The organism is Bradyrhizobium sp. CCBAU 11361, assembly GCF_028128935.1.
Taxonomy (GTDB): Bacteria; Pseudomonadota; Alphaproteobacteria; order Rhizobiales; family Xanthobacteraceae; genus Bradyrhizobium; species Bradyrhizobium niftali.
Window position 1 is genome coordinate 40,439 of sequence record NZ_LBJZ01000165.1, and the last position, 17,469, is coordinate 57,907.

Annotated in this window: 15 protein-coding genes and 3 pseudogenes; 8 read left to right on the forward strand and 10 right to left on the reverse strand. The window is 65.9% G+C overall.

The features are described 5' to 3' along the window. Positions 1-72: 72 nt before the first annotated feature. Complete coding sequence (locus tag XI08_RS16540) at positions 73-1,107, reverse strand: Bug family tripartite tricarboxylate transporter substrate binding protein (protein ID WP_271575206.1); 1,035 nt, start codon at positions 1,105-1,107, stop codon at positions 73-75. A gap of 301 nt (positions 1,108-1,408) precedes the next feature. Here XI08_RS16540 and XI08_RS16545 point away from each other — a divergent pair, with 301 nt between their 5' ends. Together XI08_RS16545 and XI08_RS16550 are read left to right on the forward strand one after the other, a co-directional pair. Then, the gene (locus tag XI08_RS16545; RefSeq protein ID WP_271575207.1) at positions 1,409-2,680 is read left to right on the forward strand and encodes a DUF2157 domain-containing protein; all 1,272 of its coding nucleotides are present in this window, start codon (positions 1,409-1,411) and stop codon (positions 2,678-2,680) included. Continuing rightward, a complete protein-coding gene (locus XI08_RS16550) occupies positions 2,677-3,282 on the forward strand; it encodes a GDYXXLXY domain-containing protein (protein WP_271575208.1) in 606 nt (201 codons plus the stop codon). The genes XI08_RS16545 and XI08_RS16550 overlap by 4 nt, the downstream gene beginning before the upstream one ends. Here XI08_RS16550 and XI08_RS16555 read toward each other — a convergent pair. Next, positions 3,279-4,649 (reverse strand): aminotransferase-like domain-containing protein, encoded by a 1,371-nt coding sequence (locus XI08_RS16555; protein WP_271575215.1) that lies wholly within the window; start codon positions 4,647-4,649, stop codon positions 3,279-3,281. The genes XI08_RS16550 and XI08_RS16555 overlap by 4 nt on opposite strands. 161 nt (positions 4,650-4,810) lie before the next feature. Between XI08_RS16555 and XI08_RS16560 the strand changes: the two genes are divergently transcribed. Continuing rightward, a complete protein-coding gene (locus XI08_RS16560; protein WP_271575209.1) occupies positions 4,811-5,671 on the forward strand; it encodes a DMT family transporter in 861 nt (286 codons plus the stop codon). Between the two features lie 10 nt (positions 5,672-5,681). On the opposite strand, the gene XI08_RS16565 is transcribed toward XI08_RS16560, so the two are convergent. Continuing rightward, complete coding sequence (locus tag XI08_RS16565) at positions 5,682-6,623, reverse strand: LysR family transcriptional regulator (RefSeq protein ID WP_271575210.1); 942 nt, start codon at positions 6,621-6,623, stop codon at positions 5,682-5,684. A 93-nt stretch (positions 6,624-6,716) separates the two neighbouring features. Here XI08_RS16565 and XI08_RS16570 point away from each other — a divergent pair, with 93 nt between their 5' ends. Continuing rightward, on the forward strand, positions 6,717-7,571 hold the full coding sequence (locus XI08_RS16570) for an NAD(P)H-dependent oxidoreductase (protein WP_271575211.1): 855 nt from the start codon (positions 6,717-6,719) through the stop codon (positions 7,569-7,571). Between the two features lie 124 nt (positions 7,572-7,695). On the opposite strand, the gene XI08_RS16575 is transcribed toward XI08_RS16570, so the two are convergent. The 3 genes from XI08_RS16575 to XI08_RS16585 all read right to left on the reverse strand — a co-directional run bounded on the left by XI08_RS16575 (position 7,696) and on the right by XI08_RS16585 (position 11,115). Further along, the gene (locus tag XI08_RS16575) at positions 7,696-8,904 is read right to left on the reverse strand and encodes an EAL domain-containing response regulator (protein ID WP_027547581.1); all 1,209 of its coding nucleotides are present in this window, start codon (positions 8,902-8,904) and stop codon (positions 7,696-7,698) included. Positions 8,905-9,189: 285 nt separating this feature from the next. Then, positions 9,190-9,615: a hypothetical protein gene (locus XI08_RS16580; RefSeq protein ID WP_027547582.1), complete on the reverse strand. Its 426-nt coding sequence runs from the start codon at positions 9,613-9,615 to the stop codon at positions 9,190-9,192. 336 nt (positions 9,616-9,951) lie between these two features. Beyond that, a complete protein-coding gene (locus XI08_RS16585; protein ID WP_271575212.1) occupies positions 9,952-11,115 on the reverse strand; it encodes a hypothetical protein in 1,164 nt (387 codons plus the stop codon). 340 nt (positions 11,116-11,455) lie between these two features. Between XI08_RS16585 and XI08_RS16590 the strand changes: the two genes are divergently transcribed. Then, the gene (locus XI08_RS16590) at positions 11,456-12,079 is read left to right on the forward strand and encodes a helix-turn-helix domain-containing protein (protein ID WP_271575213.1); all 624 of its coding nucleotides are present in this window, start codon (positions 11,456-11,458) and stop codon (positions 12,077-12,079) included. 54 nt (positions 12,080-12,133) lie between these two features. Here XI08_RS16590 and XI08_RS16595 read toward each other — a convergent pair whose 3' ends face one another. The 4 genes and pseudogenes from XI08_RS16595 to XI08_RS16610 all read right to left on the reverse strand — a co-directional run bounded on the left by XI08_RS16595 (position 12,134) and on the right by XI08_RS16610 (position 14,613). Then, positions 12,134-12,382, reverse strand: coding sequence for a hypothetical protein (locus tag XI08_RS16595; RefSeq protein ID WP_027547585.1), 249 nt, complete (start codon positions 12,380-12,382; stop codon positions 12,134-12,136). 97 nt (positions 12,383-12,479) lie between these two features. Further along, a complete protein-coding gene (locus XI08_RS16600) occupies positions 12,480-12,857 on the reverse strand; it encodes an Hpt domain-containing protein (protein WP_271575214.1) in 378 nt (125 codons plus the stop codon). Between the two features lie 156 nt (positions 12,858-13,013). Next, a complete protein-coding gene (locus XI08_RS16605) occupies positions 13,014-13,712 on the reverse strand; it encodes a Crp/Fnr family transcriptional regulator (RefSeq protein WP_198033831.1) in 699 nt (232 codons plus the stop codon). A gap of 190 nt (positions 13,713-13,902) precedes the next feature. Further along, positions 13,903-14,613 (reverse strand): annotated as a pseudogene (locus tag XI08_RS16610) (Crp/Fnr family transcriptional regulator). A gap of 493 nt (positions 14,614-15,106) precedes the next feature. On the opposite strand from XI08_RS16610, the gene XI08_RS16615 reads away from it, so the two are divergent. From XI08_RS16615 to XI08_RS16625, 3 genes and pseudogenes are all read left to right on the forward strand, one after another. Continuing rightward, entirely contained in the window at positions 15,107-15,526 is a 420-nt protein-coding gene (locus tag XI08_RS16615) for a response regulator (RefSeq protein WP_271575216.1), read from the forward strand. Positions 15,527-15,944: 418 nt separating this feature from the next. Beyond that, positions 15,945-16,536, forward strand: a pseudogene (locus XI08_RS16620) (Hpt domain-containing protein); the annotation flags it as partial. Between the two features lie 174 nt (positions 16,537-16,710). After that, positions 16,711-17,469 (forward strand): annotated as a pseudogene (locus XI08_RS16625) (chemotaxis protein CheA); the annotation flags it as partial.

Genomic DNA, 17,469 nt, shown 5'->3' on the forward strand with positions numbered 1-17,469 from the left:
CATCGCGATCGGTCGGCGCCACGCCGACGGCCGCTCCCTCGAGTGTGCGATGCCCACAACCGTGCGCCTGAGCTAATGCGCGGCGATGCCCGCGCTCTCGATCACCCGCTTGTAGCGTGCGGTCTCCTCGACGATGAACGGTCCCATCTCGGCCCGCCCCTTGTCGGCAATCGACACCTGGCCGTTGGTGGCGAGGTCCGCGACGATGCCGGGGTCGGCGAGCACCGCGGCCAGCGCCTCAGAGAGCTTGCCCACGATTCTCGGGTCGGTCCCGGCCGGGACCGAGACCCAGGTCGAACCGACACTGACGGCGTCCGGGTAGCCGGCCTCGAGCACCGTCGGCGCGTCGGGCAACGCGGCCAGCCGCGCCGTGCCGGTGGTGCCGAGCACCTTGACCTTGCCGGTGTCGATCAGCGGCCTGAGCACGGTGAGGTAGTCGAAGGAGACGTCCAGGATGCCCGACATCATGTCGGTCATCTGGCTCGAGCCCGACTTGTAGGGCACATGGGTCAGCTTGATGCCGGCGGCCGCCTGGAACATCTCGCCGGCGAGGTGCTGGGCGGTGCCGGGGCCGGGTGAGCCGAAGTTGACCTTGCCCGGGTTGGCCTTCGCGTAGGCGACGAACTCAGCCAGCGTGCTGTAGGGCGCTGCCGCGGTCGCGACGAGGATCTGGTTTGCCGAGCTCACGCCGCGGACGTGGATGTAGCTCTTGAGCGGGTCGTAGTTGAGCTTCGCCAGCCCCAGGTTCGGCTGGATCGTCATAGGCCCGCCGGAGGCGTAGAGCACGGTGTAGCCGTCGGGCTGGGCCCGGGCAACGAACTCTGTCCCGATGGTCCCGCCAGCGCCGGGTCGGTTCTCCACCACCACCGGCTGCCCAAGCCGCGTCCGCAGCAACTCCGCCATCTTGCGCGAGACGAGGTCGGTGACGCCGCCGGCCCCGAACGGCACGACCCAGGTGATCGCGCGGTTCGGCCAGGATTCCGCGGCCGTCTGGGCCCCCGCGGCGCCCTGGAGCGCCAGCGTCGTCGCGGCGACAAGACACAGGAGCGCTCTCCTCACCGTCCCGACCGGGCGACCGCTCAGGCCGCTGCGCGCGCCAAATCCCATGGATGAAGTCCTCCCTCGCTGCAGTGTGGCCGTTTACGGCCATGTTGACCGAAAGTTACAGCTTTGAGTCTTCTCCAACCATTGGCGCAGTCTGAGCATCTCTTTTGCAGAATATGAAAAGATAGATGGATCGCCTCTTGCGGGTGCGCAGGCGGTCCGCGAACGGAGCCTTGTCGTCTGACTGCGCAGCAATAGACAACCCGGTGTCCCGCAACCGGAGCAGAGCCAGGTTGAACCTGCTACCCTTGCGGCCCGACCAACAGCATCCCGCCATCAGGCGGGAGCGAGGTGATCCACGACGATGTTCGACAGAACCTACCGGCAGCGCCTCGAAGCTGATCTTGCGCAATGGGAAGCCGACGGCGTGATCGCGCCGGCGGCCGCCGTCTCGATCCGCAATGCGCTGCCGCCGCTCTCGCCCGGCATCAACATCGCCGTGGTCGTCGGCATCGTCGGCGGGCTGTTGATCGCGGCCGCATTCCTCGCCTTCGTCGCGGCGCACTGGACGGAGATCGCACGGCTGGTGCGGTTCGCGATCCTGATTGCCGGCATGGTCGTCGCGGGCGGGCTCGGGGCGTGGTTCGCCAGCACGGGCCGCACCGTCCTCGCCGATCTCTGCGCGAGCATCGGGGCGATCATCTTCGGCGCGGGCATCGCGCTGGTCGGGCAGATGTATCATCTCGGCGACGACTTCGCCGGCGGCATGCTGCTGTGGTCGATCGGCGCGCTCGCCGCGGCGCTGTTGACGGAGTCGCGCGGCGCGCTTGCGGTCGCCCTCGTGGCCGCCTCCATCTGGACCTGCATGCGGATTTATGATGCACCGGACGCGCTGCATCTTCCGTTCGTGCCGGTCTGGCTCCTCGCCGCCGCTCTTGCGTTTGCGTGGAATTCCCGCGTCGCTGCCCACCTCGTCGCGCTCGCGCTGCTTCCGTGGTGGATCGCGACCTCGTTTCGCTTCGAGTTCGATGGAGCCCAGCCGTCATTCGTGCTCGCGAACGGTGCGGCCCTGCTGTTCGGGGCCGGGCTCGCGATCGCGGCCGCACCCTCCCCAAGGGCGCTGCGGCTTGGGACTGTCCTCTCGATCTACGGGGCGTTTTCGCTGGCCGCCGCCGCTTTCATGGAGGTGACGACGGTCGACGACATCATCCGCTTCCGGACCGGTTCTGGTGCGGATCAACCGCTTTGGGCAATTCTGTGCGGGGGTGCCGGCGTGATCCTTGCCCTCGCGTCGGCCGCAGTCACCAGGCGCGCAGGTGAGGTTCTGGCGGGATGTTCAATCGGGCTCGTCCTGCTCGCGGCGCCACTCTGGCCGGCATCCACGGCCGGCGAGCCCTGGTTCGCTTATGCCGCGCTGCTCTGCGCCATGCTGTGCCTCGTCGTGTCAGGCATGCTCGACGAGGTGCGTCCGCGGATCGTTGCCGGCTGGCTCGGGATCGCCGGCGTCATCGCCGGCATCACCTGGGCGGTGAAGGGCTCGCTGCTGCGTCGCTCGGCCTTCCTTGCGGCGGCCGGAATCGCGGCCGTCGCATTTGCAACCGCACTCAATCGCGCGCTGCCGAGGACCGAGCGATGATGGAGATGGTCGTATCCGCTACAAAACTCTGGCAGCGCATCCCGAAAGCCGTGCTGTTCGGCGTCGCCATCCTGCTTCAATGCGCGCTGCTGGTCCTGATGGTCGCCGATCGCATGCAGATCCTGCGCGACGGCCGTGAGGTGACCTTGCAGACGCAGCCGGTCGATCCTCGCGATCTCCTGCGCGGCGACTATGTCGTGCTGCGCTACGACATCTCGCAGCTGCCGGCGGGCGCGCTCGCCGGCAAGCCGTCCGCCGAGCGCAATTCCGTCGTGTTCGTCAAGCTGGCGCCCAATGCCAACGGGCTTTACGAGGCGGTCTCGGTGTCCGCCGAGCCTGTTCCTGTCACGGCTCCGGAAATCCTGATCCGCGGCCGCGTCAGCTATTCCTGCGGTTCGCCAAGCCCCATCTTCTGCGAGAAGCTGACCATCAAATACGGTCTCGAAAGCTATTTCGTGCCCGAAGGCGAGGGCAAGAAGCTCGAGCAGGCCCGCAACCAGCAGAAGCTGCGGGTCGTCGCCGCGGTGCTGCCTTCGGGCCGCGCCGCCATCAAGCGGCTGCTGCTCGACGGCGAGCCGGTGTACGAGGAGCCGTTGTACTAGCGGTCGATCTGTTTTGCCTTCAGCGCCCGCCGCAGCACGTCCCACATCCGGGGATCGCTCATCTGCGCCACGTTGAATCGCATGAAGTCCGGCGCCGTCTGTGACACGCTGAACACGTTGCCCGGTGCGAGCACGACGTTCTCCTCGAGCGCCGCGCGCGCCACCGCCGTTGCATACTGTCCGCCCGCGAGATGGCACCAGAGAAAGAAGCCGCCGCGCGGCACAAGCCACGGCTCGATGCCCAGCGCCTGGAGCTTGCGTGCCACCTCACGCCGGGCGCGTGTGAGCCGCTGCCGGAGCTCGTCCATGTGCTTGCGATAGCTGCCGCCGGCCAAGACCCCGGCGATGATGTCGGTCGCGACCGGGCTCGGGCCGCCAAAACTGGTTGCGACCTGGAGATCGACGAGATGCTCGATCCAGTCGGCTCGCCCGGCGATGTAGCCGCAGCGCACCGAGGCCGACAGCGTCTTGGAGAAGCTGCCGATGCGGATCACGCGATTGAGACCGTCGAGTGCGGCCAGGCGCGGCGAGCGTTCCGGCTCGAAGTCGCCAAAAATGTCGTCCTCGATGATGGTGAGGTCGTGCGCCGCGGCCGCGGTCAACAGCCGGTGCGCAGTCTGGAGCGATAGCGTCGCGCCGGTCGGATTGTGCAGCGCTGAATTGGTGATGTAGAGCCGTGGCCGCTCGCTGACGAGGATCTGCTCGAAGCGCGCGATATCCGGACCCGACGGCGCGTAGGGCACGCCCACGATCCTGGCCTGATGCGCGCGCAACAATGCGCGAAAGTTGAAGTAGCAGGGATCGTCGACCAGCACCGTGTCGCCGGGGCGAAGCAGGAAACGGCAGACGAGGTCGGTCGCTTGCGTGCCCGAGCCCGTCAGCATCAGCTGGTCGACCGACGCCTCGATCGCGTCTTCCGCAAGGCGCGTCAGCAGCAGCCGGCGCAGTGCGAGCGAGCCGGAGGTCGAACCGTAATTGGTCAATACGCTCGCATCGGTGCGGGCCAGCGTGCGCGCGGCGCGGCGCAAGGCCTCTTCCGGCATCCACTCCGGCGGCAGCCAGCCGCAGCCGGGTTTGAGCACGCTTTCGTCGGCATCGAGCGATTGCCGCGAGACCCAGAACGGGTCGACGGCACGGTCGCGGCGTGGCTCGGCCTCGGTCAGCGCAAGCGGCGGCGTCACGGTCGGCGAGACGTAGAAACCCGAGCCACGGCGGGGGCGGATCAAGCCTTCGGCGGCGAGACGATCATAGGCCTCGACGACGGTGGAGGGCGAAACACCCATCGTTGCGGCAAGGCTGCGGATCGACGGCAGGCGGTCGCCGGCTCCGAGCGCGCGGCCCGCGACCTTGGCGCGGATCGCGCTCATCACGTCAACGGTCCGGGTGCCGCCCCGGCCCTTCGTTAGCGTTCCGCTGTCCAAGGTGTACTGCCTTCCATATCCATACAGTTTGGCTGGATTGTACTGGATTGTGGCTGTCCCTGCTACCGGGGAAGGCCGAGTATCGCCGCTCAAGAAGCGAGGCGGACATGCAGTCTGTGGGCAGCGGCTGGGGCAACGGGCTTCTCGGCGTCATCATCTTCAGCGGCTCGCTGCCGGCGACGCGCGTGGCGGTCGGCGGCTTCTCCGCGCTGTTCCTGACGTCGGCGCGCGCGGTCATCGCCGCGCTGATCGGTGCGGCCGTGCTCGGCCTGCTGCGTCAGGCGCGGCCGCAACGAAACGATCTCGCCTCGCTTGCCATTGTCTCGATCGGCGTGGTGGTCGGCTTCCCCCTGCTGACGGCGCTTGCGCTCCAGCACATCACCTCCGCGCATTCGATCGTCTTCATCGGCCTCTTGCCGCTGTCGACCGCGATCTTCGCCGTGCTGCGCGGCGGCGAGCGGCCGCAACCCCTGTTCTGGCTGTTCGCGGTCCTCGGCAGCACCACGGTGGCCGGCTTTGCCCTCTCCAACGGCGGCTCGGCATCGATCACCGGCGATCTGCTGATGGTCGCCGCGATCGTCCTGTGCGGACTCGGCTATGCCGAAGGCGCCGCGTTGTCGCGCCGCCTCGGCGGCTGGCAGGTGATCTCCTGGGCGCTGCTGCTTGCGGTGCCGCTGATGGTGCCGGTCGCGATCCTGACCTGGCCGTCGACATGGAGCGGCATCACTGCGCCGGCCTGGATCGGGCTCGCTTATGTCTCGATCTTCAGCATGTTCGTCGGCTTCATCTTCTGGTACCGCGGCCTTGCGATCGGCGGCATCGCGCGGGTTGGCCAATTGCAGCAGCTCCAGCCGTTCTTCGGTCTCGCGCTCGCCGGCTTGCTGCTGCATGAGCCGGTCGCATGGGGCATGATTGCCGCGACCGCGCTCGTGGTCGCCTGCGTCTTCTTCGCGCGCTGGTTTGCATGACGACACCCCACTAGGTCGGCTTGCCGCCGGGCGGCGTCTTTTCGATCCCGGGCAGTCGCGCGATCTGCTCGGCGAGGAAGTCGACCAGCAGCCGCACCCGCGCGATGCCGGACCGCTCCGGCACGATCAGCATGTTCAGTGGAACGGGAGGCGGCGAATAGTCCGGAAGCACGCGTTCGAGTCTGCCGGCCGTAAGAAGGTCCCCGACCAGCCAGAGATGGGCCGGCGCAATGCCGCGACCGGCAGCGAGCGCCTCTCGTGCGGCAAGCCCGTGATCGACACGCAATCGCCCGGACAAAGGTACCGCATGGCGGCCGCCGCGGCGTCCGTGCAGCACCAGCATATCGCTGCCGGCGATGTTGGACATCCCCACGGTCTCGTGTTTGGCGAGATCGTGCGGGCGCGCGGGCCTGCCGCGCATAGCCAGATAGTCGGGCGAGGCCGCAAGCACCCGGCGCGACCGGCCAAGAGGCTTGAGCTTCATCGAGCTGTCGGTGAGCGGGCCCAGTCGGATCGCGACGTCGACACCTTCGCGCACGAGGTCGATCCGTTCGTCCGTCAGGCTGAGATCCACTGACACGTCCGGATAGCGGTCCTGGAAGGCGAAGACAAAACGGCTGACGTGGAGAACGCCGAAGGCCGCCGTGCAGGAGGCGCGCACCGTCCCGGCAGGGGCGCCGCGCGTGCTGCGTGCCTCTTCGCCGGCGTGCTCGACAAGGCGCAGGATCTGCACGCAATCGGCGTAATAACGGCGCCCCTCGTCGGTCATGGTCACCCTGCGCGTCGTTCGCGTGAGCAGCGGCACGCCGACCGCTTGCTCGAGCTCCCGAATGTGCCGCGTGACGGTCGACTGACCGAGACCGAGCTCGCGTGCCACCGCGGACAGGTTTCCCCGCTCGGCGACCCGCACGAAGCTGCGCATGCGATCGAGCGAAACCTCCGGTCTATCCATTTTTCGGCATAATCCTATCCATTGCCAATATCTAGCGGATCGCGGCCGGCGGGGCTAGTTGGTGTGCGAAATCATCAATCATTGGTGCTGATCATGAAAGTGTTGATCGTCTTCGCCCATCCCGAGCCGGGCTCGCTCAATGGCGGGCTGCGCGATGTTGCCGTCAGGTCCCTCGAGGCGCAGGGCCATGAGGTGCGGGTGTCGGATCTTTATGCCCAGCGCTGGAAATCGGATGTCGATCGCGCGGACTTCCCCTCGCTGCCGGCGGACAGACGACTTGCGCCAGCCGCCGCATCCAAGCAGGCGTTCGAGGCCGGCACGCTGACCGCCGACGTCAAAGACGAGATCGAGAAGCTGCTGTGGGCGGATGTGCTGATCCTGCAATTTCCACTGTGGTGGTTCAGCATGCCGGCAATCCTCAAGGGCTGGGTCGACCGCGTGTTCGCCTACGGCTTCGCGTACGGTGTCGGCGAGCACAGCGACAAGCGGTGGGGCGACCGTTACGGAGAGGGGACGTTGGCAGGCAAACGCGCGATGCTGATCGTGACGGCGGGCGGCTGGCATGAGCATTATTCGGCACGAGGGATCAACGGGCCGATCGACGACCTGCTGTTCCCGATCAATCACGGCATTCTCTATTATCCGGGATATGAGGTTCTTCCGCCGTTCGTGGTCTACAAATCCGACAAGCTCGACGGAGCCGCTTACCAGGCGGTTGCCGAAAGTCTGCGCGAGAGGATGCGAACGCTTGCGACGACCCCGCCCATTCCCTATCGGCGCCAGAATGGCGGCGACTACCTGATTCCGGGCATGCAGCTTCGCGCGGGGCTCGAGTATTCCGCGGCAAGCGGCTTCGCGCTCCATGTCGAGCGGGCCGAGCAGCACGGCTCGCGTGCCGAGCCGGATGCCGTGCGGCAGCCGACGGATGTTCGCGCGGCAACAGCCTAGGTCTGCGGATTGCCTTGCATGACGGCGAACGCGTGCGGGATCACGACACCCGCACGTGGTGCGCCGGAAAAGCTTCGAAGCAATCGATCATGCACTGGCGCGAACTCGATCGCCGCGAACGCGCTCACTCCATCACCGTCCGCGTCAGCGTGCTCCTCGCGAATTTCTTCAGCGGCATCGGCTTGCCGAACAGAAAACCCTGCACGAAGTCGAAGCCGAGCTCGTTCGCGGCGACGAGGTCGGCGCGGCTCTCGACGCCTTCGGCGATCGCACACGCGCCGTAGCCCTGCGCAAGCTCGACGATGTGGCGGCACACCGTGCGCTTGAGGCGGTCATTGCCGCTGCCGGTGACGAAGTGCCGGTCGGCCTTCAGCTTGATGAAGGGGAGCTTGCCCAGGTCCATCAGCGACGGCCAGTTGGCGCCGAGATTGTCGATCGACAGGCCGATATTGTGCAGGCCCACTTCGCGCGCCACCTCGCCGAGGACATCGAGGTCGCGGATCGCCTCCTCGCTGTCGATCTCGATCGTCAGTCCGCCGAAGGCCGGATGCGTCGGCATGCGACGGCAGAGATCGCGCACGGCCTGCGGCTCCTTCAAATACGAGGCGGGCAGGTTGATCGAGAGATCGACCGGGCTTTGGTGCTCCAGCAGATAGTGCCAGTCCTGCACGGCGCGCTCGATCACGAATTCCGAGAGGTCGCGCAGATGCGGATCGTGCGCCTCGGGAATGAAATAGGCGGGCGGCACCACGCCCCAGGTCGGGTGGCGCATCCGCACCAGCGCCTCGGCGCCGTTGCGGATCAGCGTCCTCGCGTCGATCTTGGGCTGGTACCACAGCTCGAGCCAGCCGGCATGCAGGGCCTCGCCGACATGCACGGCCGGGCTCGGCGCCGGCTCCTCCGGCAGCAGCATCGCGACGCGCTCGCGCAGCGTCTCGGCGGCAAAGGGCGTGGTCAGCGGCGGCAGCATGGCAAGGCCATATTCCTCGCCGACCTGCTGCACGGCCCTGACGATGATCGACTCGCGGGCGCCGACGGCGAGAACCTTGCCGTCGAAGGCCTCGCGCACCAGCGTCTCCAGAAATGTCCCGGGCTCGATGCCGTCGGCGGCGATTCCGAGCAGGATCAGGTCCGGTAATTCGCTCGTCAGCACGGTTTTCAGCTCCTCCGCGCTGGCGCATTCGGTCGTGACGAAGCCGAGATCCTCCAGCACCTCGGCGAGGAAAGCACGCAGATGGCGCTTGCCGTCGGCGACGCAAGCGCGCGGCGTTACCTTTCGCCGCCCGAAGGTTTTGGGCCTTCGTCCGGCGAGTTCTACAATTTGATCGTTCATCTCAAGCCACTCCCGTTCGGCGACGGTGTTAGCGATGGGAGCAGTTTCAAATATGGAAGGCTTCAGTCGATTGTCGGATTATCTGGGTAACGTTAAAGCCCTCATCATTCCTAAAATTGTTCGGATCTCGTTTGAGAAGTCTTTACGTCTGACCGCGTGTGACGGACGCATGACACGGTCATCGCGAGAGATTTTTTGAAAGCTGCGGCCGGTGCGAGAGCAAGGCCGGTGTCCTGCAATTGGACGACGCCGTTCGCGCTTCGCCCAATTGAATAACGATGGCCTTCAATTGTTTGTGGCCTTGTCGTGCTGAGCCATGCCGACCGCCTTGTAGTCATAGGTCGGATAGAACTCGGTGCGGTACGCGCCCCACGCGGTATCCTCGATGACGCGATTGACTTCGCGCAGTCGCGAGGCCGGCAGCCGCAGCGTGATCACCTGGCCGATGCCCATCATCACGTACCAGCTCACGACCTCGATTCCGGGCGGCGGAAACGCCTTGTGGAATCCCTGCTTGTCGAGCTGCGCATTCAGCTCGTTGAGCGGGCGGGACTGGTCGTGCTTGAAGAAGACGGTGAGCAGCACCGCGTTGTCGGCGGTCGGCGCGGCATTGCCTTGCGGCGGCGAGGTCTGCGCCATCGTCGTCGATGTAAGCGCCAGTGCGCCCGCAAGCAGAGCCGCCTTCGTCAAGATCCGTCGGTTCGATCTCATCGCGGAGTCCTTCCCAATGCTCATGCAGTGCATCGGAGAATAGGAGCGACAGCTGCGGCCGAAGAACTCATTTTCGCGCGATGCGCGCATGTTCCGCCTCCGCTCGTGACGGTTCTGCGACAATGCGCGCGGCCGCGACGGCGAAAGTGTGAAGCAGATCACATGCGGCTTGCTGCACCTGCGCTATTGCTTGAGGCAGCCGGTGGTGGGCTGTCGAGGATCGCAGCAATGACGACGCGGCGCATATTGTATTGGTGGTTCAGGTTCGTGCTGTCAGGGCGATTTCTCGATCGCTTCCTGTGCCTGCCGCGCGCGCATTGATTGCGCTGCCTTATGTCAGGTCTGTCCGATCAATTTGCGAAACGCTGCCGCGCCGTCCTGCACGGCGTCGCGTCCCTTCCAAGCCAGGTAGGACAGCTTGCCGCCGAGCGTGTCGTGGCTGCGTAGCCGGCGTGAGCCAAGAATGTGTCCGACATTGGCCGGGAAGCGGCTCACCTCGGCAGCTACCAGCGCCGCGATCGCGTCCATCAATTGCTGGAGGCGGACGCCCCATTCGCAATGTTCGATGCCGTCGATGCGGACCTTGAGTGCATATTCGGTGTCGTAGATTTCGGCGAGCAGGTCGCGGGAGATCAGCACCCGGTTGTGCCGGAGCGCGATCCTGAGAGCGAGGCGCTTGTCGTCGAGCCGGTCGAGCACCATGGCAACGACGCAGGCATAGGGCGTGGCGGCGACGTCGGCCGCGCTCTTGCTCGCGGCGGCCCTGGTGGCGAGGTGCACCAATTGCCAGGACGTCTTCAGCCGCCGCGCCACCAGTGCCAGCGCGAAGGGCAGCGCCTCGGGATAGGCCTTCTTGAAGGCATCGAGCCGCGCGGTGATCTGGGCGACCTGGCCGTCGTCGAATTTGGCGATCTTCTCGGGCAGCTTTTCGTTGAACTTCGGCAGCGCTGCGCCGGCGCGCAGCACCTGCTGCATCTTCTTGACGTCGTCGAAGGCGCTGCGCGAAGCCGTGTATTGCGCGAGCTTGCCGCGGGCGAACTCGGTGCTCTCCGTCGAGGCGAGGGTGTTCTCGAGGACCTTGACGACCTTGGTCTGGAAGATCGACGCGATCTTCAGCACTTCCTTGGGGTTGTTGGCGGTGACCTGGTCGTTGATCGCCTTGATGTAGTCGCGCGCCATGGTCGGCAGCAGGTCGCGGCAGATCCACTCCCAGATCGGGGTGAGGGTGTTGCGCGAAATTCGCCCCATATTGGCATGCTCGGGTGCGCCGTCGATCAGCAGCAGCTCGAGTGGCGCGAAGAAATAACGCGAGGGACTGGTGGCGCGCGCCTGGGTTGATCCGTCCTTGCGAAACTCGGCGCGCAGGCGGGCCTGGACGTCGGCCGAGCCCGGCATGTCGATGCCGCACAGCTCGAGCCGCTCGAGCTCGCTGAGCAGACAGCTGCGCGACAGCGGCGTCAGCCTCTGCAAGAACTCCGACAGCCGGTCGATCTCGTTCATGGCACGCAATCTTCCGCAACGATTCCAGCAAGCCCACGGGCTCAATGCATGGAGGCATTTGCGCGCTCTCAATCGGATCTAGAGAAGCAAGTCGCCGTTAATTTATCCGTAAAATCCGGGGGCGGCGGACGACCGTCTGCGAGACGTCGGTTAAGGAGGCTTCGGCCTATCTGCCCAGGATATGGGCGAAATCCTCAACCCTTGCATGGTCAAGGTCAGCTTCGCGCAAGCATAAATTGTGCCGATGCCGGCGTTTTAGCGCAAAACTGCCAAAATCACCGTAATCTTACGGAGCAAAAAGTTAACCACAGATCGGCCCGGGTTCCGCTAAACAGGTCACATGGGGTCACAGAACGATACGGCGACCGATTCGCGGCCGTCGGAATGGTACGAAAGCAGCACTGCTTCGGCTGAAGAGCTCGATTTCGTCCGCTTGAACGCCGCCCGCGCCAAGGCCGCCGACGAAATGGCCGCCGCCATCGCCCGCGAGCTCAATGGCCCCCTGACTGCGCTCCTGCTCTATATGGGCGAGATCAAGCATCACAGCGATCAGCTCGCGCCGGTTACGGGCGACCGTGCCTATTTGCAGCGGGTGGTGGAGAATGCGCTGACGCAGACCGAGCGCGTTTGCGGCTTGGTCAAGCAGCTTGCCGGTCCCCACAAGGGCGACTCGCCGGTCCCGCCCCGGATCGAGGACGCCGAATCGAAGGCCGCCCGCGTGCCGCAGCCGCAGCGCTTGCCGAGCGCCGAACTCCTGGGCCTGTCGGGCCAGAAGCGGCTGACCAAGCGCGAACGCGAGGTGCTCCGGCTGATCAGCGAGGGCTATTCGAACAAGCAGGGTGCGCTTCGGATGCAGATCAGTCCGCGCACGTTCGAGAGCCATCGCGCCGAGGCGATGCGCAAGCTCGGTGCGCGCAACACCGCGGACCTCGTCCGCGCGGCGCTGCTGCATTCGATCGATTGAGGTTGTTGTCTTGCGCTGCCCGTGGCGGCGCGGCGCCGGGGCGGCCGATCGCGTTCAGAAATAGTCCTCGGAGAAGGGGCGCGCGCGCGAGACGGGGCGCAGCGGCTTGATCTCTTCCTTCGGCGCGTTCGGAATGATCGTGATGGTCCAGCGGGGAGGCATGCTCGATTCCTGCTCCAGCACCGAGCGCACGAAGCCAGTCACCGTCGACTCGCCGGCCTTCACCGTCGCCATCCGGCCGTTGAACTGTGCGATGCGAAAGCGACGGACCTCCTTCTGGTCCACAGTCTCGTAGGTGAACATGGAAACCCTCCTGGTTTCCCGCGACTATCACCAGCTATGATTAGCCATCTGTGAAAATCCCAAACCGTAGAAGTACGGCGGGGTTGCATAGGTCTCGTTATGCCTGCGGATCCTGCGCGCGCGCGGCGGCGTAGGCGGCATCCATGCGCTCCAGGAGATCACTGAATTCGGCCTCGTCGAGCGTCTCCGCGGTCTTCTCCAGCCGCAGCGCCAGCGCCGCGAGCCTGAGATAGCCGAACGTCCCGGCCGCGCTCTTCAGCGAATGCGCTTCACGCGCAATTTTGGCGGTGTGCTGCGCGAGCGAGAGCGTGCGGAACAGTTGCAGGCGCGCGCAGGTCTCGCTCCAGAACACGGCGCGCACTTCGCCGGCGCCGTCCTCGCCGATCTCGCGCACCAGCGCCGCGTACGCGCCCGGCTCGCGCGCGGGCTCGGCATCGAGCGCTGCCTGCGCAGGCGCAACGGTCATTTCAAGCATGGCTTTGCCTGCCTTGGTCACGGTTCGTTTGTCGCGCAGCGCATTCGGCGCGAGGCTCGGTCCGAGTCTACGGCATTTGAATTTCAGTTCCGGTAGCAGGACGGCGGGTGTTTGCAGGCCGGCATTAGCCGCAGGTTTACCACGCGACGGCGCCGGTCAGCGCCGGCCGAGCAGGCGGTCGTACTGGGCCTTCACGGTGGCGTAGCATTCGCAGGCGGTCTGGCGCAGGCCGTCCAGGTTCAGGATCTGGATGTGCCCGCGGCTGTAGTGGATGAAATTGGCCTGCTGCAAGGTATTGGCGACCAGCGACACGCTGTTGCGGCGCGCCCCGATCATCTGCGCCATGGCCTCCTGGGTCAGCAGCAGCCGATAGTCGCCCGACAGATCATGGGTGTGCAACAGGCAGCGCGACAGCCGCGATTCCACCGGGTGGGCGGCGTTGCAGCCCGCGGTCTGCTGGACCTGCACGTAAACCGCCAGCCCGTGGCGCGTGAGCAACGTCCGCAGGGTGCCACTCTGGTCGGCCGCGATGCGCAGCCGGTCGAGATCCATCATCGATGCGACGCCGGGAATCAGCACGATCGCCGTGTTCAGCGCGCGTGCATCGCCCATGGTCGAGAGCGTGCCGAGCAGGCTGTCGCGGCCGATCATCGCGACCTGCACGTGCTCGCCCTTGGCGAGCTTCACCACCAGCGAGATGACGCCGCGGTGGGGAAAGAACGCGCGCTTGAGCGTCTCGCCGGCCTCGACTAGAACGGCCTCGTGCGGCAGATCGACCGTGCGCAGGTGCGGGCGGATCAACTCGTAATCGTCCGCCGACAGCGCGGACAGGAAACCGTTGGATGGACGCACCATCGTTTCCAAAGCTGCCTCCCGTCTCGTCAGGCAGGGACTTGCGAGAGCGAATTTGCCGATCCCGGCACGGGCAGGCTCCATCATGTTCCCGTCGGGATATATAGGCAATTGAGACAAGATGTCCGGGTGCGGCGTCAGCCCGGCGAGGCTGTGTGCACCACGGCATCCGATCGGTCGCGTCGAGCTCTCGTCACCGCGGCGCTCCGAGCAGGCGTGAATGGAAGGCCTTGACCGCCGCATAGCAGTTCGCAGGACGTCGTCTCCAGCGCGCGCGGGTCGAGGATTTCGATCTGCCCGCGGGTGTAGCGAATGATGCCAGCCCGCTGCAGCGCATGCGCGACGAGAGAAATGGCGTGCGCCGCACGCCCATCATCTGTGCCAACGCCTCCTGTGTCAGCGGCAGGATCGCGCCGTCGGAGAGGTCGTGGGCCCGCAAGAGCCAGCGCGCCAGCCTGGCCTCGACCGGCTGCAGCGTATTGCAGAGCACCGATTGTTGCGCATGTGCGAGCAGGACCTGCTCATGACGCACCATCAGACTTCGAAACGGCACGCTCGCGGCGGCGACCGTCCGGAAAGCCGCGATTTCAAGCATGGACGCCGTGCCCGGGAAGAGCACGACCGCGTCCGCCAGCGCGATGCCGTCGGTAAGCGCCGCGCCGCCGCCCACGACGCTGTCGCGCCCCAGCATTGCGATCTCGATCATTTGTCCTTCGGACAAGCCCAGCGTGATCGAAACGGACCCGCCGTGCGGGAAGTAGACGTATCTCGGTGCAGCGCCCGCCTCGCCCAAGACAGATTCCCTGACCATTTGGACGGTCGCGAGATGGGGGCGCAGCAGGTCGAAATCCGCAGCATCGAGCATTCGCAGCAATTGATTGGGCGGGGAGCCGTTCGCGGTCATGCAGGATCAATTCCGACGCGTTCAATCTACGATCGACGCCGCGCCCATCTTGCCGCGCCGCAACAAGAGCATATTGTACAGGTTGTGCTGCTGTCCATATACCCGTTAGTGGGCAGACAGGCTGCCGCATTTGCGGCGGAGATGAGTACTGCGCGCTGATTCGCTCGGGAACCTTCGCGCATCCTGCGAGGCTGCGCAGGAAAAAGCGGCAGGGGGCCCCTCATGAGCCGGCAGCACTGCATCCGCGCTGCGATCGGACGCCGGTCAGTCCGCGCAGCCTCGTCTGTTGGACGAGCGGTTACCGCAACCGGACATCGCTCCGAACCATGGCGCCGCACGGCTGCAGATTTCGCATCCGTCGTTTCCGTTTTCCTGTCTCCGCCAAAGATGTTTGCGACCGTCAATTCTTCGATCCCAACCAGAGGAGAAAGGCGTGCCCCACGGTTCAATTATTGAATCGCCGAAACTGGAAGCTCAAACGGGGACAGAAAATCTGCGCCATATTCTCGTTGTCGACGACGACCCGATGGTGTGCATGGCCATCGAGGTCTATCTCCAGCGAAACCATTTTCGGGTGACGACTGCCGAAGGAGGCGAGGTCGGACTGCGCGCCCTCGAACACGATCATTTCGATCTGATGATCATCGACATCTTCATGCCGCACATGCGCGGCTTCGAATCGATCAGGATCTTCCACGAGCGGGCACCCGCCATTCCGCTGATCGCGATGTCCGGCTACGCCTTCGTAAATCTGAATTCACCCGCTCCCGATTTCCTCCGGATGGCGCTCGAGCTCGGCGCGGCACGCTGTCTGCGCAAGCCGTTCACGCCGCTCGCGTTGCTCGCCGCCATCAAGGATTGCCTCGCGGAGCACCGTTCCGACGACATTATCTCGGCCGCGCGCCTGGGTTAGCGCGGCGCAGGCCGTCGTAGCGGCGGGGTAAGCATCCGTTTACCACAACCGTGGGCCTTGCGGATCCCGGCAGGGCGCGATGCGCTGGTCGCAAGAGCGCTCCCGATTGCGCGCGATCGGCCTCGATCCCACGCGGGCCGTGAATATCGTCCTTCACGAGCAGAACTTTTCGCGCGTGTTGTCTCGCCGTTATCGGCGCATTTACCTAACGCTTCCTTGCGTGACGGTTGGGTGCCGGTTTTGCCGAAAAGTGCTGCCGCATGCGGCCGAACCGCAAACTTCTCTTCAATATCCGTATTAGCACGGAGGATGAAATTAACGGGACCGTGAAAGCGGTTGTCTAACGATCCACGCGCGGACTTCCGTCGATGCCAAGCGTGGCTCAGGCGCCGAAGCCCAGCTCAGTAAGGCGTAGCTCATGGATGATCTGTTGCGGGAGTTCTTGACGGAGACCAGCGAGAGCCTGGACACCGTCGACAATCAGCTGGTGAAGTTCGAGCAGGAGCCGAACAACGCCAAGATCCTGGATAACATCTTCCGCCTGGTCCACACCATCAAGGGTACGTGCGGCTTCCTCGGCTTGCCGCGTCTGGAAGCGCTGGCGCATGCCGGCGAGACGCTGATGGGCAAATTCCGTGACGGCATGCCGGTGACGGGGCAGGCGGTGACGGTGATCCTGTCCTCGATCGACCGCATCAAGGAAATCCTCGCCGGCCTCGAGGCGACCGAAGCCGAGCCGGAGGGCACCGACCGCGATCTCATCGACAAGCTGGAAGCGATGGTCGAGCAGGGCATGGCCGCGATGGCGGCAGGTGCCGCCGCTCCCGTTGCTGAAGCGCCGCCGCTGGTGCCGGAAGCGCCGGCCGCCGCTGCGCCCGCCAAAGAGATGACCTCTGGCACGCTGATCGACCAGACCCTGGAGCGCCCGCTGCGGCCCGGCGAAGTGTCGCTCGACGAGCTCGAGCGCGCGTTCCGCGAGACCGCGATCGAAGCGCCGGTCCCCGCGCCAATGGGGGGGGGGGGGGGGGGGGGGGGGGGGGGGGGGGGGGGGGGGGGGGGGGGGGGGGGGGGGGGGGGGGGGGGGGGGGGGGGGGGGGGGGGGGGGGGGGGGGGGGGGGGGGGGGGGGGGGGGGGGGGGGGGGGGGGGGGGGGGGGGGGGGGGGGGGGGGGGGGGGGGGGGTGAACCCGCACCGGCGCCGGCCGCTGAAGCCCCGGCGCCTGTCGCCAAAGAGGCTACGAAGGAAGCTGCCAAGCCTGCCGCCAAGGCCGCGCCGAAGAAGTCGATGGCCGACGAGGGCGCCTCCGAGGGCGACCGCATCGCCAACCAGTCGATCCGCGTCAACGTGGATACGCTGGAGCATCTGATGACCATGGTCTCCGAGCTGGTGCTGACCCGCAACCAGCTGCTGGAGATCTCCCGCCGCAACGAGGACACCGAGTTCAAGGTGCCGTTGCAGCGCCTGTCCAACGTCACCGCCGAGCTGCAGGAAGGCGTCATGAAGACGCGCATGCAGCCGATCGGCAATGCCTGGCAGAAGCTGCCCCGCATCGTCCGCGATCTCTCGTCCGAACTCGGCAAGCAGATCGAGCTGGAGATGCACGGCGCCGACACCGAGCTCGACCGCCAGGTGCTCGACCTGATCAAGGACCCGCTCACCCACATGGTGCGCAACTCCGCCGACCATGGCCTGGAGACCCCCGCCGAGCGGCTCGCGGCCGGCAAGGGCGAGCAGGGCACCATCCGCCTCTCCGCCTATCACGAGGGCGGCCACATCATCATCTGCATCGCCGACAACGGCCGCGGCCTCAACACCGAGAGGATCAAGGCCAAGGCGATCTCCTCGGGTCTCGTCACCGAGGCCGAGCTCGAGAAGATGAGCGAAGCCCAGATCCACAAGTTCATCTTCGCGCCGGGCTTCTCGACCGCGGCCGCCATCACCTCC

Bases quoted from the DNA above. Each gene is read 5' to 3' on its own strand.
- XI08_RS16540 (WP_271575206.1), bottom strand. From the start codon at position 1,107: ATGGGATTTGGCGCGCGCAGCGGCCTGAGCGGTCGCCCGGTCGGGACG.
- XI08_RS16545 (WP_271575207.1), top strand. From the start codon at position 1,409: ATGTTCGACAGAACCTACCGGCAGCGCCTCGAAGCTGATCTTGCGCAA.
- XI08_RS16550 (WP_271575208.1), top strand. From the start codon at position 2,677: ATGATGGAGATGGTCGTATCCGCTACAAAACTCTGGCAGCGCATCCCG.
- XI08_RS16555 (WP_271575215.1), bottom strand. From the start codon at position 4,649: ATGAGCGCGATCCGCGCCAAGGTCGCGGGCCGCGCGCTCGGAGCCGGC.
- XI08_RS16560 (WP_271575209.1), top strand. From the start codon at position 4,811: ATGCAGTCTGTGGGCAGCGGCTGGGGCAACGGGCTTCTCGGCGTCATC.
- XI08_RS16565 (WP_271575210.1), bottom strand. From the start codon at position 6,623: ATGGATAGACCGGAGGTTTCGCTCGATCGCATGCGCAGCTTCGTGCGG.
- XI08_RS16570 (WP_271575211.1), top strand. From the start codon at position 6,717: ATGAAAGTGTTGATCGTCTTCGCCCATCCCGAGCCGGGCTCGCTCAAT.
- XI08_RS16575 (WP_027547581.1), bottom strand. From the start codon at position 8,904: ATGAACGATCAAATTGTAGAACTCGCCGGACGAAGGCCCAAAACCTTC.
- XI08_RS16580 (WP_027547582.1), bottom strand. From the start codon at position 9,615: ATGAGATCGAACCGACGGATCTTGACGAAGGCGGCTCTGCTTGCGGGC.
- XI08_RS16585 (WP_271575212.1), bottom strand. From the start codon at position 11,115: ATGAACGAGATCGACCGGCTGTCGGAGTTCTTGCAGAGGCTGACGCCG.
- XI08_RS16590 (WP_271575213.1), top strand. From the start codon at position 11,456: ATGGGGTCACAGAACGATACGGCGACCGATTCGCGGCCGTCGGAATGG.
- XI08_RS16595 (WP_027547585.1), bottom strand. From the start codon at position 12,382: ATGTTCACCTACGAGACTGTGGACCAGAAGGAGGTCCGTCGCTTTCGC.
- XI08_RS16600 (WP_271575214.1), bottom strand. From the start codon at position 12,857: ATGCTTGAAATGACCGTTGCGCCTGCGCAGGCAGCGCTCGATGCCGAG.
- XI08_RS16605 (WP_198033831.1), bottom strand. From the start codon at position 13,712: ATGGTGCGTCCATCCAACGGTTTCCTGTCCGCGCTGTCGGCGGACGAT.